At 29.2% G+C, this 15,076-nt stretch carries 19 protein-coding genes; 17 read left to right on the top strand and 2 right to left on the bottom strand.

Going from position 1 to position 15,076, the window contains the following annotated elements:
• Window positions 1-35 precede the first annotated feature (35 nt).
• The 13 genes from L3B98_RS22300 to L3B98_RS22240 all read left to right on the top strand — a co-directional run bounded on the left by L3B98_RS22300 (window position 36) and on the right by L3B98_RS22240 (window position 8,978).
• Window positions 36-422, top strand: a complete 387-nt coding sequence (locus L3B98_RS22300; RefSeq protein ID WP_238918303.1) for a hypothetical protein — start codon at window positions 36-38, stop codon at window positions 420-422.
• A gap of 190 nt (window positions 423-612) precedes the next feature.
• Entirely contained in the window at window positions 613-1,350 is a 738-nt protein-coding gene (locus L3B98_RS22295; RefSeq protein WP_238918302.1) for a DUF362 domain-containing protein, read from the top strand.
• A gap of 125 nt (window positions 1,351-1,475) precedes the next feature.
• Window positions 1,476-1,892: a hypothetical protein gene (locus L3B98_RS22290; RefSeq protein WP_238918301.1), complete on the top strand. Its 417-nt coding sequence runs from the start codon at window positions 1,476-1,478 to the stop codon at window positions 1,890-1,892.
• A 508-nt stretch (window positions 1,893-2,400) separates the two neighbouring features.
• Complete coding sequence (locus tag L3B98_RS22285; protein WP_238918300.1) at window positions 2,401-2,907, top strand: kinase; 507 nt, start codon at window positions 2,401-2,403, stop codon at window positions 2,905-2,907.
• 164 nt (window positions 2,908-3,071) lie between these two features.
• Window positions 3,072-3,350, top strand: a complete 279-nt coding sequence (locus L3B98_RS22280) for a hypothetical protein (RefSeq protein WP_238918299.1) — start codon at window positions 3,072-3,074, stop codon at window positions 3,348-3,350.
• A 67-nt stretch (window positions 3,351-3,417) separates the two neighbouring features.
• Complete coding sequence (gene rfbC / locus L3B98_RS22275) at window positions 3,418-3,963, top strand: dTDP-4-dehydrorhamnose 3,5-epimerase (protein WP_238918298.1); 546 nt, start codon at window positions 3,418-3,420, stop codon at window positions 3,961-3,963.
• Window positions 3,964-4,149: 186 nt separating this feature from the next.
• Entirely contained in the window at window positions 4,150-4,302 is a 153-nt protein-coding gene (locus tag L3B98_RS22270; protein WP_343073705.1) for a hypothetical protein, read from the top strand.
• A gap of 294 nt (window positions 4,303-4,596) precedes the next feature.
• Window positions 4,597-5,313, top strand: coding sequence for a class I SAM-dependent methyltransferase (locus L3B98_RS22265; RefSeq protein WP_238918297.1), 717 nt, complete (start codon window positions 4,597-4,599; stop codon window positions 5,311-5,313).
• Between the two features lie 482 nt (window positions 5,314-5,795).
• Complete coding sequence (locus L3B98_RS22260) at window positions 5,796-6,254, top strand: SdpI family protein (protein WP_238918296.1); 459 nt, start codon at window positions 5,796-5,798, stop codon at window positions 6,252-6,254.
• Between the two features lie 161 nt (window positions 6,255-6,415).
• A complete protein-coding gene (locus L3B98_RS22255) occupies window positions 6,416-6,727 on the top strand; it encodes a hypothetical protein (protein WP_015393576.1) in 312 nt (103 codons plus the stop codon).
• Window positions 6,728-6,779: 52 nt separating this feature from the next.
• Window positions 6,780-7,373, top strand: coding sequence for an FtsX-like permease family protein (locus L3B98_RS22250; RefSeq protein ID WP_238918295.1), 594 nt, complete (start codon window positions 6,780-6,782; stop codon window positions 7,371-7,373).
• A 54-nt stretch (window positions 7,374-7,427) separates the two neighbouring features.
• A complete protein-coding gene (locus L3B98_RS22245) occupies window positions 7,428-8,279 on the top strand; it encodes an aminoglycoside 6-adenylyltransferase (protein WP_238918294.1) in 852 nt (283 codons plus the stop codon).
• A 222-nt stretch (window positions 8,280-8,501) separates the two neighbouring features.
• Window positions 8,502-8,978: a pyridoxamine 5'-phosphate oxidase family protein gene (locus L3B98_RS22240; protein WP_238918293.1), complete on the top strand. Its 477-nt coding sequence runs from the start codon at window positions 8,502-8,504 to the stop codon at window positions 8,976-8,978.
• 297 nt (window positions 8,979-9,275) lie between these two features.
• Here L3B98_RS22240 and L3B98_RS22235 read toward each other — a convergent pair whose 3' ends face one another.
• The gene (locus L3B98_RS22235) at window positions 9,276-9,866 is read right to left on the bottom strand and encodes a hypothetical protein (protein WP_238918292.1); all 591 of its coding nucleotides are present in this window, start codon (window positions 9,864-9,866) and stop codon (window positions 9,276-9,278) included.
• A 543-nt stretch (window positions 9,867-10,409) separates the two neighbouring features.
• Window positions 10,410-10,958 carry an HXXEE domain-containing protein gene (locus tag L3B98_RS22230; RefSeq protein ID WP_238918291.1) on the bottom strand — a complete coding sequence of 183 codons (549 nt, stop codon included), beginning with the start codon at window positions 10,956-10,958 and terminating at the stop codon, window positions 10,410-10,412.
• A gap of 137 nt (window positions 10,959-11,095) precedes the next feature.
• Here L3B98_RS22230 and L3B98_RS22225 point away from each other — a divergent pair, with 137 nt between their 5' ends.
• The 4 genes from L3B98_RS22225 to L3B98_RS22210 all read left to right on the top strand — a co-directional run bounded on the left by L3B98_RS22225 (window position 11,096) and on the right by L3B98_RS22210 (window position 14,717).
• Window positions 11,096-11,659 carry a TetR/AcrR family transcriptional regulator gene (locus L3B98_RS22225; protein WP_238918290.1) on the top strand — a complete coding sequence of 188 codons (564 nt, stop codon included), beginning with the start codon at window positions 11,096-11,098 and terminating at the stop codon, window positions 11,657-11,659.
• Between the two features lie 300 nt (window positions 11,660-11,959).
• Window positions 11,960-12,484, top strand: coding sequence for a hypothetical protein (locus L3B98_RS22220; RefSeq protein WP_238918289.1), 525 nt, complete (start codon window positions 11,960-11,962; stop codon window positions 12,482-12,484).
• Window positions 12,485-12,806: 322 nt separating this feature from the next.
• A complete protein-coding gene (locus L3B98_RS22215) occupies window positions 12,807-13,415 on the top strand; it encodes a histidine phosphatase family protein (RefSeq protein ID WP_238918288.1) in 609 nt (202 codons plus the stop codon).
• A 243-nt stretch (window positions 13,416-13,658) separates the two neighbouring features.
• Entirely contained in the window at window positions 13,659-14,717 is a 1,059-nt protein-coding gene (locus tag L3B98_RS22210) for a galactose ABC transporter substrate-binding protein (protein WP_238918287.1), read from the top strand.
• Window positions 14,718-15,076: the final 359 nt, after the last annotated feature.

Genomic DNA, 15,076 nt, shown 5'->3' with positions numbered 1-15,076 from the left:
TTATATCCAATTTGTAATTTGATAGGAGGGAAAATATGAAAAATTATGCCCAAGTTTATGTGGAAAATAGTTTTGAAGCGGCAGAAATGTATTGCAAAGCCTTTGGTGCAGCGATTACATTAGAAATGAAAAATGATGATAATACTGCTTATACTCACTGTGAATTATCTGTAGATGGTGAAGGATTTTTAGCATTAAGTGAAGCTATGAATCCTTGTGACATAAACATAGTTCACAAAGTGAAATGGGAAACTATGACGTTTAATGTTTTTGAGATGGGAAGTGAAGAAGCAGTTTGTAACGCCTTTAATATTTTGAGTAATGGCGGTGTTGTTATTAATCCCATTCAGGAAGTTCCATGGAGCAAGTGTTGTGCGACTGTTATAGATAAATTTGGAGTGTGTTGGTGGATTGCAATTTGATAAAACCAATAAGCATAATACGAAGTTAGTTTGATTAGTAATCTCTAGATAGGACGCAGTAAATTATAAAAATGTTCTTTGAAAATTGAATAGTACGACTTTTACAAAATATGCTATAATTAATACATAATAGTAAATTATTATGTATGATAGATTCATCTCTAATTTAAACAGTTTTGGGGGAAGTACTATGATATTAACAGTTAAAAAGCAAAATGATATTTTTTCATGCTTAGATGATATAGGACTAAAAAAAAGTATTATTGATTATAAATCAGTGGTAATTAAAATTAATTTAGCACGTCCTGCTGAAAAAAATCATCCAAGAACAGACATTAAATTACTCTCCGATTTAATACAGTACATATATTCCAATAATGGTACTTGTGCAATTGCCGAGAGTGCAAATGGATATCTACGGCAAAATTTAGAGTCAGCAGGATTATTAGAAATTATAAATAAATATAATTTATCTATAATTGATTTAGATTTAGAAGAAGTTGAACAAATAATAATAAATGGAGAAGAACACTATCTTCCAATATGTTTAAAGAATTATGGGGTAAGGATCGCTATACCTGTGACTTCAAAACGCCCTCAAATGATTTTTTCAAATAATGTAAAATTGTTTGTTGGGGCAGTACCAAGGCGTATGTATCAAATAGATAATAAGGTTGTTGACTGGCGACCACGTATACACATAAACCTTCATAAGTCTGTTGCAAATATTTTTTGTGGAATTCAAGAGTATTCACCATTTAATTTCTTTATAAATGGGGGATTAGCAATGGATGAAAACAAAGGTGAATTTATGTATGAGGATACTTTAATAGGGAATGATGGCATTGAACTTGACCTATATGTCCTTAAAAAATATTTTAGTTACCTTGAGATTCCTGAATACTTAAAAAGACTTGAAAATAAGTGAAGAAGATTCGTGATTTTCTTAATATACGAACAAACTCATTTTCTTCATTATGAAAATTAGATGGTATTAGGTAGATGAAGATAGCAAAAATATTCTTCATTCAATTGATTTAAAGGAGAATAAATATGACAGATAATTTAGTAATCGATGAAAAATTATGGTTTATTTTAAAAGACAGTGAATGTAAAGGCAAACACTATATTATCGGAAATTCACATACCTTCCATGGAAGAATAAGTGGATATTGCATTGAAAAAAAACAAGAATTTGCCTTCTCAATCTCAGAAATTGAAAGCATGTCATTAGAAAGTGAATATTGGATTAAAGGCTATCTTTTTGGAAATGAGCCTAAACCACCAACTGATGAAGAAGGTGATGATTTACCTTTTGAAAATGAAGAAATGAAACATTGGTGGAATAGCATAAACCTCTTTCATGAAACAGGAAATTGGTATAGTGGTGAGAGGAATTGTGAGATATGTGGTAAAAGACTACTAAATGCATGGGTTGGATTTGAATGTGAAAAATGCATAAAGAAGTAGCAGAATAAGTTCTAAATAATTCCTATTAGGTTAGTCGCAATATTCTTATATCATGAGAATTAATAAAACAAAATAGCAAATTATAAAATCGTATTATTCAAAAGAAATTGAATTTACGATTTTTTTAATGCGCAATTCTAAGATATTATGAATTACTCCTTTAATCATTAAATATTTTTAAGTTTGTATTAATTATAGATTAACAATATAGTTGTAAAATAAAGGAATGTTATTAAAACTTAAAATTTTCTAACAATATTGTAAAAAGCAGATCTTAACATATGAAAAGATTTTCATAAATATTAACTTAGGGGAGTGATATATAGGTTAATAATTTAAGGGGTATATGTGGATCGTAAAAGACTAATTAAAAGAGCTTGAAATCTTAGTAAAAGTTGAAGGAAGAGGACGTTTAATTTCTTCAGATTCAAAAATTAGAAAAGAGTGCTAACTTATAAATTTTAAACTAGAGGACTATAAGCAGCACTTTAGAGTGGGGATAAATGATATGCAAAATTCATCAAAGATAATAATACTTAGAGGCAATTCTGAAAGTGGAAAAACAACAGTTGCTAATGTATTACAAAAGAGATTAGGTCGTGGAACATTTGTTATTTCTCAAGATGTAATTAGAAGAGAAATGTTATGGGTAAGGGATGGAAGTGAAACAAAGGCAATATCTTTGCTAATCAACTTGGTTAAGTATGGGAAGGAAAATTGTGAGTTTGTTATTCTTGAAGGTATTTTAAATGCAGTATGGTATAAAGAATTGTTTGAAATAATTAAATTAGAATTTGACAGTTCAACTTATGCATATTATTATGACTTATCTTTTGAAGAGACTTTGAAACGTCATCAAACAAAGCTAAATTGTAATGACTTTGGTGAAAATGACATGAAACAGTGGTGGAATGATAAGGATTTTATTGAAATAATTGAGGAAAAGATATTATCTCGAGAATTAAGTATAGAGGAAACAGTAGATATAATAATTAAGGATATAAAGAATAGATAAATTATAAATTTATCGAAGTAAAAAAATTAGAACCTTGATTTAAGGAGAAACAAAAAGTGACGATGGAACGAAAAAAGCAAAAATGGTCAAAAATTAACTACGGTTCTTTAATTAAGTGAGTAATAAAAATTTAAATTTGTTAAATAGAGAGGAAATGAAGTTTAATGATGCAAACATTGGATTTCTTACCAACTGTTTGGAAGTCAAATAGTATAAGAGAAGAATTATTAAATAACCTTAAATGTGAGAAAAAAGAATTTATTGATATCGGAGTACATCGATTAAAGTTTGATTTTAAGTATCAGACTGTGTATATAACCTGTAATGCTAATGATTACATTTTTATGTCAAAAATGGTGCCTTTGAAAATGTCATTTGAAACACTGATAAATTTGATTAATAAGGATTTTGATAATAAGAATAATAAATGGGATGTATTGTAAGAAAAAGATAAATTATAATTTGTAGAACGTATTATTTTTACGATTTGATGTTAGGAGGAACAATATTTTGAAAATATATAGTACTTATCTTCCAGAAGTAAAAATTATAGAATATGATAAGAAAGCTGATAATAGAGGTTTTTCATATTCTATTTATAATAGAACAGAAATGGAGAACGCAGGAATATTTTTTGAATATAAGGAGGAGCGAATCTATTATTCGCAAAAAGCTGGTACGCTTTACGGTATACACTTTCAAAATAATCCCAAACCTCAAGCCAAATTACTTTATTGTATTGAGGGGAGCGGAATAGATTATGCCATTGATCTTCGTAAAGATTCATCAACCTATTTAAAATGGATAAGCGTGGAATTAAGCATAGAGAATCGAAAACAAATATATATTCCAAAAGGTTTTGGACATGTTTTTATTTCACTTGAGGATAATACAAGAAATGTTATGCGATTTGATGAACCTTTTGATTCTCGATATTCTAGACAGATAGCTTATAATGATCCTGATATAGGAATTGAATACCCTATTGACGATCCAATATTAGCTCCGCATGATATTAATGCTGCTTTTTTGTCGGAGAGTGATTTGAATTTGTGATTTATCTTATGAATCACCTCAATGATAAATTACAATTTAAAGTAGAGTATATAAATTGTAATTTAAAGTAGAGATTATTTATATTATTTTCATATTAATTAACTATTTAAAAGCAATAGATATGGATTAATTAGAGTTGAAAGTATAAATGAGAATGAATTTTAGATTTGTAAGGAGCACGATGTTATGAGTAAATATAATGCTTTATGGGAATATGTTCAAAAGAATGGCAGTTCATCAATAAAACTATCTTTTGATGAAGTACACCATATTGCTGGAATTGAGATAGATCATTCTTTTTTTGAAATACAAAAAGGAACTAACTCAATATGGATATGAAGTTGGGAAGATTTCTCTTAAAGAACATACAATAATTTCTAATAAGATTGGTTAAGGTCTCAAATTCCAATTTGTAGAGTTATCAATAGCTATTAATCTGGTGAATAATCATTAATGGAAATTTAACTTCCCATTATTCATATAATTGGACATGAAGTGATTCCTCAACAATATGAATAATATGTAGAAAGTGCGTAGCAATTAATAACTGAAATGTTCTTTGAAAATTGAATAATGTGATAGTGGAAAGTTATGTTATAATTTATATTATATAGAATTTGGAGGCGTTATACCATGGATGATAAAATTAATTCGGAAATCATAAAGACGGAAGATGATGTATTTCGTATGCTAGATGAGTTTTTAGAAAAACGAGATAACGAATGGTGGAATAAATTCTATTCAAATAAGGAAAAGGCAGTTCCATTTTTTAAAAATATTCCTGACGAAAATCTTATTACTTATTTTGATAGAGGAATATTAAAAGAAGGAAAAGCTCTTGATATTGGTTGCGGAAAAGGCAGAAATTCTATTTATATAGCGAAAAAGGGACTTGAAGTTTGTGGTGTAGATTTTTCAGAAACATCAATAGAAATGGCTAATAAAATAGCTACAGAACAGGGGATAAAAGTAAAATTTTCATGCCAATCAATATTTGACTTTCAAAGTGAAAAAGAGAATTATGATTTCATTTATGATAGTGGTTGTTTTCATCATATAAAGCCACATAGAAGAGAGCAATATTTAAGTACTATATTAAAATATTTAAAACCTAATGGATATTTTGCTATGATATGTTTTAATTTGAAAGGTGGAGCGAATATATCTGATTATGATGTTTACAAAGATAATTCGATGCATGGAGGAATGGGGTTCTCTGATTATAAACTAAAAATTATTTTGGAATCTTATTTTGAAATAGTTGAATTTAGAGAAATGATAGAATCTGACAATGAAGAAGTATTCGGTAAGTCTTCCCTTTGGTCTGTATTAATGAGAAAAAAGAATTAATAGTAAATATAATTACATAAATTTAAAACATCGCATTATTAAATTTGCGATATTTTTATTGAACAATACTAAGAAGGGATGAATATAAATACTGCATCAAGAACAGTTTCAACGAATATGGCAAAACAAGCATTAACTAAGATTATATATTATCCTATAAGAAAATAGTAGCGACAATAGGTTTAAAGATGACAAAAGATACATATGCCACTGCTTGAACAATCTACAGTAAAAGCTAAACTTTAAAGTATTAGAAGATAAAAGTTATTTACTTGGAGAAGTTATGTTTTTTACATTTTGGAGGTGATAAAGATAAAGCGAGATAGACTTTTTTTGAGTACAACTATTATTTGTTTTTTGCCATTGATTCTTTCGTTTACACTATATGATAAATTGCCTGACAAATTGCTATTCATTTTAGTAGAATAAGGGGAGACGGTTATGCTCCAAAAGCGTTTGCGGCTTTTGGTGTACCAGTTTTAATGGCAGCAATTAATATTCTTACACACCTAAAAGTTAATAATGATCGAAATAAAATAAGCTCTATATCTGTATCTAAGTACTTAGGGATGTGGTCTGCTCCTGTTACTTCGGTCATATTAGTACCAGAACTCTTATTTATTGCACTTAGATATAAAAATCCTATTCAAGGTATTTTATCAGAAGTATTAGGCATTATGATCACAATGTTTGGAAATTATCTATCAAAGTGTAAGAGAAATTATACTCTTGGTATCAAATTACCATGGACATTAAATAGTGTGAATAATTGGAATAAGACCCATAATATCGCAGGCGATATCTGGATACTAGGTGGTATTTGCATGATAATTAGTGGTTATATATGGATTCAAGGTATTCAATTAATTTTAATTATTTTAGCAATTATTACGATAATTCCTTTTCTCTATTCATATTGGTTATATAAAAAAGGAGTATAAGGAATTCATTGGGTGTTGCTTCCTCATAATATTAATGATTTTGAAAGACTTAGAACTAATATCACAAAGATAATTGTTTAATTAACCTTCTAATTATTAATATACCCATTAAGATAATAATGTTTAGGAAAGTGCAATATCAAATAGAAGGAGAATTTTTTATGGAAATACATAATCATAATTTAAATATTCATTACTCATTACCAAATGAAATATGGAAAAAGTTAGCTGAACTATATAAAGAGATGCCAGGATGGAGTGGTTTTATTGATGGAATTCCGCATTGGTATGCACAAGATAATGACAAAAGAATAATTAATGCTTCAGTTGAACCTAGTGGTCTGCAATTTTATGCTGAAATGCAGCAAGACGAATGGAATACGTGGTTTGAAAGGTTCAAGAAGGAAGCTTCGGTATTATTAGGTTTTGAAGTAGGAGAACCAGAAGATGGAGTTGACTTTCCTAATCTATAGATATTAAATAACAATTATCTATATTTACTAAATAGATTTTAGAAGGTGAAATATGAATATTAATAAATTTAAATATTTCTTTTTAGATGCATTAAAGAGCTTAAAAAGAAATATTACACTGACAGTTTTTTCAGTATTTACTGTGTCAGCAACTGTTTTTATTGTTGGGTTATTTTCAATATATTTGTTATCAGTTAATAAAAATTCATCAACTATTTTTATTAACAATAAAGGAATGAGCGCAGTTTTTCAGTTGCTGGAAATTGCAGTTTTTATAATAATACCAGTTGTTTCATTATTTTTAATTGTAAATGCATTTAAGATGGCTATGTTTCAAAGGAGATATGAAGTAAATATAATGAAGCTTGTTGGAGCTACTAATTGGTTTATTCGATGGCCTTTTATTATTGAAGGGGTATTTATAGGAATTGTAGGAGCTTTTGTGGGAAATTTATCTTTATTTGTTATATATACCTTCATTTACACAAAAGTAATTGCGTTTACACCAGAATTAAGTCTTGTACAACCTTCTTTTATAATAAATACAATGCTTTGGCTATTTGCAATAGTTGCTGCATTTATAGGATCTATAGGAAGCCTTATAGCTTTGAGAAAAATTCTTAAATGTGGAGTTTGGGAAAGTTGAAAATATTAATAAAAGTAAATAATAATAAGTTTATAGAAAGGTGAGAATATTCCTATGAACAGCAGATATGAAGGTATAATAAACAATTTAATTAAATATGGAGAAACATCCGAGCTTATTAAAGCAGAAGTCCTCATTGGCTCACAGTCAAGAGAAGATAATTGCGCCGATGAATATTCAGATATAGATGTTATATTATTTGTTTCTGATATCGATTTCTTTATTAAATCAGATGAATGGCTTAACTTCCTTGGAAAATACCACATATCATTTGTTGAAGAAACAGTCTCGGGAGGTATGGAAAGACGTGTTTTTTTTGAGAATGCTATGGATGCAGATTTTATTTTTTTACAGGCAGATGATATGAGTAGAATTGATGAATTATCTGAGATAGTTTCAAGGTCATATAAAATACTTATGGATAAATCCGATTTCACAGATATTATTCATAGTGTAGCAAAATCTTATAAACCATTTTCTATACCGTCAGAAAATGAATTTCAGAATCTTGTCAGTGAATTCTGGTTTCATGTTATATGGGCTGCAAAAAAGGTTATGCGAGGTGAGCGCTGGTCTGCAATAACATGTGTAGATGGTTATATGAAAAAAATCCTTTTAAAAATCATAGAATATTATTCTCATGCTTTACATGGTGTAGATTATGACACATGGCACAATGGCAGGCTAATTGAGCAATGGGCAGAACCATGGGTCGTAAAAGAGTTTCAGAGTATTTATGCTGGATACTCAGATAAAGATATTATGAATGCCCTATCAGCCACCATGAATTTATTTCAGAAAATATCAATAGAAACTGCAGATAAATGGGATTATCAATATCCTATCATTAGTGAGAAATATGCTACTGAATGGTTTAATAGGCATATATATTGTAAAAAAAGTTAAAGAAATGAAAATTGAATTTTCTATGGATGCCACTGCAGTTATATAATGAGACTTTATTCTTGTAGTTACTTCTTCTAAGCATTGAAGAAGTAGTGTGCAAATATTTAGGTGACAGCAGTAAAAAACTTGAAAACCGTAGTCCAAAATAGCAAGACTGGTTTCAAAGGAAAGGCCAAAACAACAACAAACAAAGATCGATACTAATAAAGGAGGAAATTAAAAATGAGCAAGTACGAGAATGCAATGAAACTTATGGAGGAGAGGTGTGGAAATGGAAAGGAAGAAGTGATTGCCCTTGCAACAATATCACTATCTCCAGGAGCTGCCGGAAATCCACGCCCGGTTGTCCGCATGGTTTGTGCCTATTATGAAGATGGCGTATTTTATGTTTCTACGGATGCAAAGAAAAATAAAATGCTACAAATTAAGAAGAACGCTGAGGTTTCCGTATGTGGGTTAGACTGGTATTCATTCCAAGGCACGGCTGAAAATCTCGGTTGGGTAAAAGATGAGAAGAATGCGGAAATCATAGCTAAATTCAAAAGCATCTTCGATTGGTTTGATGAAGTTGGTGATGAAGATAATCCGAATTCAATCGTTTTGCGTATCACCCTTACAGAGGGGACTATTATTGACCATGAAAGAAAATACGGTGAGCAGCAGTATGAAGTTGATTTTATTAACCATACAGCAAAATAATTAATCCATATGATATAAGTGTTTGCGTCTGTAGTCGAAATTAAATAAAGCTATAAGAAATTCATTTAGTAAAGTGGTAAATTTCAATTTTTAGAGTTATCAATTGCTATTGGTGCTAATAACAATTAATTAGACAGTTAAAGATAGGAAAACACTAGCTATGTGTTTTCCTATAAATATATTGATACAGTAAAATTGTTATTAGAAATTGATGTAGATATTAGATAACAGAAATACTTTGCAGAAGTGTTCATTAGACTAATAATGTGAATAACATTTAAATTTGACGCAGTAAAATTAATCTATAAGAATTCCGGCTCCAGTATAAAAATAGTTAGAATTTCGATCTAGTGTAAGTTTATTATTAGTTTCTATAGTAAAGTCTTCCCAAATTACACGGTCAATACCATAAATTGAATCTAATATTTTGAAAGTAGAATGATCTAGGTTATATAGAGAATCTAAAAGTTTAAATGTATTTTGCTCATATTTAATAAGCATGTAATGTAGTGATGGAGTCATATAACCTATACTACAGATAATAATTGCGTATTTATTAGCACCTTTTTTAACTTTATCAATTATATCTATATTTTTTGTAGATATGTTAAGGTTTTTTGCTATTGGTATAACAGTGCTATTGCTTAACATACATGTGTAAGAGTACGAACTCCAATTATTACTTAATTCATAAGCAATTTTTTCTGGGTTTGAATAAATTTCAGGAATTCCCATATTGTTTGGACCAATTTGAATTTTTTTATGTATATTAGCAACAAAGGTTCTATCATTTATAGGTTGAGCTTTAGTAGTTTCCCATAAATAGTAAGCAATTGAGTGTGCACCACAACTATTGCTTTCTATAGTTTGAGAAATATATGGTTTCATAATAAAATCAGTCTCCTTTCAAATATAGCATATTAATTTAATCACTATAAAAATTATAGCACTTATTTTATACAATAAAACTAAATTCTGTATTTAGTGGAAGTATAATCAGAATATTAACATCATCTTATTCAGTTTGATTTTTACGCAATTCTACTATTAGATATTACAATTAAAAAAACCTAATAGGGGCATAAAATGAATGGAACAAAAGAAAAAATATTCAGGAGGCACCATTAATTGTATGATGATTATTCTTAAATAATTAATGATACAACAAAAAATAAAAAAGCCCCGATTAAGGGGCAAAAGGTAATTTTTTTTAAAACTATGAAACCAATATTATTATATGATTATTTATATCAATTAATACACGATATCAATTGTAGGTTTAACGCAGTTCTTACTAAAAAATGTTCTTTGAAAATTGAATAATGCGGCATTAGGAAAATATTTTAGAATTAATTTTATTATATTGGAAATATTTAATTGTAATTAAAAACTGAAAAGGGAACATATTAGGTTCCTCTTCCAGGTATTCGATTATGCTCTTTTCGATGTTTCAGAATAGTTGTATAGCAATCTAGATAAAGAACCCATAAGCTTATGCATTGGCGATATTAAAGTTATTAATGCAATTCCTGTTAAGCAGGCTAACAAAATCATACTTACGTTATAGTGTAGTATATTTGCAGAGGTAAATAATAACCAGGTACTAGGAAATAAAAATAGAGTTGATGTTATTATTCCAGGTACATAGTGTTTAAAACGGATGCATGAAACCATATGGATAAAAACAAAATGTAAAGTTATTCCTAAGAAACCACTATACCATATAAAATAATTTTGAAAAATTAGAGAAAATAAACTAATCAGCACAAAAATTAAAAAGATAATTTCGACTCCAATAGAAAAGGCTGGCGTTTTACAGCAATGTACATAATTTAAAGCAAATGGTTGATGTTCTGGCCAAGTAGTATCAATTGCTTTTTTATAGCGCTTCCCCCACACTTCAGCCATAATGATTTCTTCAAAATCATGAAGCATAAAAATGATTGGAAACATCCAAACAATAGAATTCATAGTATTCATAAAATTTCCTCCTTTTTATATTGACACAATTGTGTCTATTAACAATATCAATTATAATATGTGGAAAAGCATATTCAAGCATTTTTGCTCAAAAGCTACAAATTAGCAGATTTGTGACAATAGAGGAGGGACAAACTATGTATGGTAAAAATAAAGGAAATACGGTATCTAATCAATCAAAACTTTGGATGGAGGATGCACTGTTAAAACTGATGGAGACAGAAAATTATAGAGAAATTACGATACAAGAAATTACAGATAATGCAGGGCTTTCAAGGCGGACTTTTTACCGTAACTATTCTTCGAAAGATGAAATTTTAGAAGGGTGCTTCTATAAAATTTGGTTGGAATATAGATCAGTTATTGTGCAAGAAACAGATTTATCATTGCCTAATATTGCCACAATATTTTTTGCTGTAATGAAAAGGCATTTCGTTTTTTTATCCCTTGTTAATCGTCATCACTTACTCCCACTTTTTCTTTTAAAGATTGATGAGCTTTTGCTTCCAGCATTTGATGAGGTAAAGGGGAAAAATATACCTTTTTCTAAAGAAAGTATTCAGTACGCTTTAACATTTAGCACTGGTGGATTTATGCGAATTCTTATTAAATGGATGAATGACAGTAAGCAGAAATCACCAGAAGAAATGGCAGCAATGATAAAAGATTTTATTTCAATTTGCAACTATCCGAATCTCTAAAAAGTTGATTAGCCATGGAAAACTCTAGAATCAAGGAATATCGCATAACAATAAATATTTTAGAAAAGTATGTTTTACTAAAATAATAGAAATAATGAATCTACAATATTTTTGTTACGTTATACTAGTAACAGATGCAGATCTATTGTATACAATGTAAATTTGATACAGTAAATAAAAAATATGTTTTTTGAAAACTGAATAATGTGGTAATTTAACAAAACATGCTATAATTAACTAAAAGATAAATTATCGCGTAAAAACTGTCGATTATTATATTTAGGAAAGGGAGTGGAGGCTATGGAAATTTTTAAATTAACCAAAGAGCGCATTCCTGCAGTTGCGCAATTAATGTGTACGATAAAACCAGACTGGTGGGATTATGAAGGTGCCTTTGGACAACTGAGCGATATCAATGAAACGATTAGGACAGTTGGATGGTATCTCGGTGAGGATGAACGACATCCAAAAGGTTGGATACTTTGCAGGGAGTTTATTGGTTACCATACATTAGAACTTGAATGCAGCGGTTTTGACGATAATGGAATTTTTAAGTTGGAGCATAAGCTGGAGGATCTGATAGATATCGCTTCACGGTATGCAAAAGAAAAAGGTTATCTAACATTCAGAAATGGAATAAGTTCTATTGGATTTAATATTCACGGGCAAGATATTGATAATATTTCGGAAGCAATTCAAAATCTTACCTGTGAAAGAACTGATTATAAGTGGATGTTGGACTATGGATTCAGAGTAATTGGGATTCAGCCTAATGCGTATGAAAAAGGATTCCACCTGATACTACTGGCCAAAGATATTTCATAGAGATTATAATCATTATATTAAGACGACAAATTATAATTTGTAGAGCGGATCTTTTATATTTGAAAATTTAATAGTAAATTAGAATATCGCGCTATTTATAACTAAGAATAGGTTTGCGATATTTTTTTATATTAAAATACTAGCAATACTAGTATTAAACAAACTGTAGAAAATGTGTATCAATTAATAAAGACGTTCTTTGAAAACAGAATAATATGATATTTATAATTTGTACTATAATTGATTCATATTCATAGATTAAGATGATTTTTATATAAATAACATAAGTTGTTATTTAAAGTAAAAAGGGGGCAGTATATAAATGAGGATATTTATATCCAGACATGGTGATAAAATAAGGGGGAGATATTATAATGAATCCCTAAAACATCAGGATGAACCATTAACTGAAAAGGGAGAGATAAGTGCAAAAAGACTGATAGAATTTTTTGACCATATAGAAATAAAAAGGATTATAGTAAGTGAATACCTCAGAACAAGTCAAACTGCAAAATATATAGCAGAAAACAAATGTATAACCGTTGAAATAGACAGCAGACTTAATGAAATTGATAATGGAATAATCGAGTCTATGGATGAAGAAGAAATTATACAAAAGTATCCTGAATTTTGGCGGGACTTTAATTCTCATACTATGGATGTGCGATTTCCAGAGGGCGAGACTGGTGAAGAGGTGAAGTTAAGACAAAAAAGCTTTTTAGATGAACTTATTCAAAGAGACGAGGATGTTTTTATTGTCTCTCATGAAGGCTACATTAGGCTTCTAATCTGTCATCTACTCGATATTCCTGTTTACAAAAGATACATGTTCCAAGTGGATATGTGTGGCATAATGGAATTTGAGTATAATAAGAGTACTGAGGAGTGGAAAATAATCCGATTTAATTATACTTTGGACATGCCATATTAACAAATCATAAATCAACAAAATTAAATAGCAAATTGTAAAATCTTATTATTCAAGAGAGTGAATTTATGATTTTTTTAATACGTAATTTGTAGATAGTGCGCAATATTTTATCTGCAATGATCAATTACATTTTGAATCTTATGTAGCAACTATTTTGTTTTAAAAATAAAATATTGATTTAGCATAAACTTTTTTTAATAAAGGCATAATAAAATTATATAACAAATGGCAAGGAGGATTTAAATGGAAGTATTTAAGAGAAGATTAAGTATAGCTTTACTTACAATTATATTGGTTATAACTCTAAGAAATAGCTCATACATGACTACGAATACTAGCACAAACTTTCGTCAAAGCGCTCCTGTTAAAGTAGGCTTATTTACAAGAGATCTTAATGATGATTACATTATACTCCTTCGCAAAAATTTTGAAGATATTCAAAAGAATAATCCAGGAGAAGTTTTATTCTCTTTTTATAATGCCAATTTTAATCAATCAACTCAAAACATAGATATTGAAAATGCACTTCATAAGGGCATTGATCTTATATTATTAGATATGGTTAATCTACTTGAAATACGAGAAATGATTAACAGAATTGCACAATTTAACATCCCAGTAGTAGTCTTTAATAGAGTACCATTTTCAATGGAGGCAATTAAATCGTATAAAAAAGCTTTTTATGTAGGAACAGATTCAGTACAAGGCGGCACTTTACAAGGGAAAATGATTGTCGATGCTTGGAGGAATTATAAACAATTAATTGATAAAAATAAAGATGACGCATTACAATACGTATTGCTCGTTGGTGAAAAACTTAATAAAACCTCCATCGATAGATCAGCATACTCCGTTTCAACTATTAACGAAGCTTTTATAAAAACCGAACAACTTGCATCTCCTATTTTGAATTGGGACACAGCATCTGCTAAAGATGACATTGATGCATTATTTTTAAGATTTGGTAACAAAATAGAAGCGATAATTTCAAATGATGACTCTATGGCAATTGGTGCTGTTCAAGCGTTGCAAAAATATGGTTACAATACTGGAGATAAATCTCAGTCAATCATAGTTGTTGGTCTAGATGGAGTATCTGAAGCTAAAGAACTAGTTTCAAAAGGCTTCATGTTAGGTACTGCTTCACAAGAAACAACTGATATGTCTAATACAATATATACCGTAGGAATGAATTTAGTTAATGATAGAAACCCTATTGAAGGTGTATCCTATAAATCAGATGAAACAGGAGTGGCAGTTTTACTTCCATATGAACCATATACCGGGCCAATGTTTCAATAATAATTAATTTCTAAAGATAAATTATCATTCAATATCAAATTTAATTTAGATTGGATAACAAATCGTATAAAAGATGGGACTATAGAAAAACATGTTTTTACTAAAGATGAAATTGAAATAGATATACATTATTCAGAAAAAAATTAAATGAATTTTATAAAGTTAATCAAGGTATTACATATAAAGATATGCTTAAAAATGCGGTTGAAATATATAGAATAAATAAGATGCTAAATAACAAGAAGTCTATACGATATTGCGGCTAATAATACTACACAATACTACTGTGCGACAAGAAGTCGCTAAATAACAGCGTTTCCAATAGGAAACTATGCTAGTCATTAAGCATATTCCCGCTC

It is taken from the genome of Clostridium sp. YIM B02555 (assembly GCF_022320955.1).
Classification (GTDB): domain Bacteria; phylum Bacillota; class Clostridia; order Clostridiales; family Clostridiaceae; genus Clostridium; species Clostridium saccharoperbutylacetonicum.
This window is presented reverse-complemented; position numbering and strand designations above follow the sequence as displayed.

What these genes read in the sequence shown, in the direction of transcription:
- L3B98_RS22240 (WP_238918293.1), top strand. Translation starts at nt 8,502, where the DNA reads ATGAGCAAGTACGAGAATGCAATGAAACTTATGGAGGAGAGGTGTGGA.
- L3B98_RS22290 (WP_238918301.1), top strand. Translation starts at nt 1,476, where the DNA reads ATGACAGATAATTTAGTAATCGATGAAAAATTATGGTTTATTTTAAAA.
- L3B98_RS22295 (WP_238918302.1), top strand. Translation starts at nt 613, where the DNA reads ATGATATTAACAGTTAAAAAGCAAAATGATATTTTTTCATGCTTAGAT.
- L3B98_RS22230 (WP_238918291.1), bottom strand. Translation starts at nt 10,958, where the DNA reads ATGAATACTATGAATTCTATTGTTTGGATGTTTCCAATCATTTTTATG.
- L3B98_RS22215 (WP_238918288.1), top strand. Translation starts at nt 12,807, where the DNA reads ATGAGGATATTTATATCCAGACATGGTGATAAAATAAGGGGGAGATAT.
- L3B98_RS22270 (WP_343073705.1), top strand. Translation starts at nt 4,150, where the DNA reads ATGAGTAAATATAATGCTTTATGGGAATATGTTCAAAAGAATGGCAGT.
- L3B98_RS22220 (WP_238918289.1), top strand. Translation starts at nt 11,960, where the DNA reads ATGGAAATTTTTAAATTAACCAAAGAGCGCATTCCTGCAGTTGCGCAA.
- L3B98_RS22280 (WP_238918299.1), top strand. Translation starts at nt 3,072, where the DNA reads ATGATGCAAACATTGGATTTCTTACCAACTGTTTGGAAGTCAAATAGT.
- L3B98_RS22235 (WP_238918292.1), bottom strand. Translation starts at nt 9,866, where the DNA reads ATGAAACCATATATTTCTCAAACTATAGAAAGCAATAGTTGTGGTGCA.
- L3B98_RS22255 (WP_015393576.1), top strand. Translation starts at nt 6,416, where the DNA reads ATGGAAATACATAATCATAATTTAAATATTCATTACTCATTACCAAAT.
- L3B98_RS22225 (WP_238918290.1), top strand. Translation starts at nt 11,096, where the DNA reads ATGTATGGTAAAAATAAAGGAAATACGGTATCTAATCAATCAAAACTT.
- L3B98_RS22260 (WP_238918296.1), top strand. Translation starts at nt 5,796, where the DNA reads ATGGCAGCAATTAATATTCTTACACACCTAAAAGTTAATAATGATCGA.
- L3B98_RS22250 (WP_238918295.1), top strand. Translation starts at nt 6,780, where the DNA reads ATGAATATTAATAAATTTAAATATTTCTTTTTAGATGCATTAAAGAGC.
- L3B98_RS22300 (WP_238918303.1), top strand. Translation starts at nt 36, where the DNA reads ATGAAAAATTATGCCCAAGTTTATGTGGAAAATAGTTTTGAAGCGGCA.
- L3B98_RS22265 (WP_238918297.1), top strand. Translation starts at nt 4,597, where the DNA reads ATGGATGATAAAATTAATTCGGAAATCATAAAGACGGAAGATGATGTA.
- L3B98_RS22245 (WP_238918294.1), top strand. Translation starts at nt 7,428, where the DNA reads ATGAACAGCAGATATGAAGGTATAATAAACAATTTAATTAAATATGGA.
- L3B98_RS22210 (WP_238918287.1), top strand. Translation starts at nt 13,659, where the DNA reads ATGGAAGTATTTAAGAGAAGATTAAGTATAGCTTTACTTACAATTATA.
- L3B98_RS22285 (WP_238918300.1), top strand. Translation starts at nt 2,401, where the DNA reads ATGCAAAATTCATCAAAGATAATAATACTTAGAGGCAATTCTGAAAGT.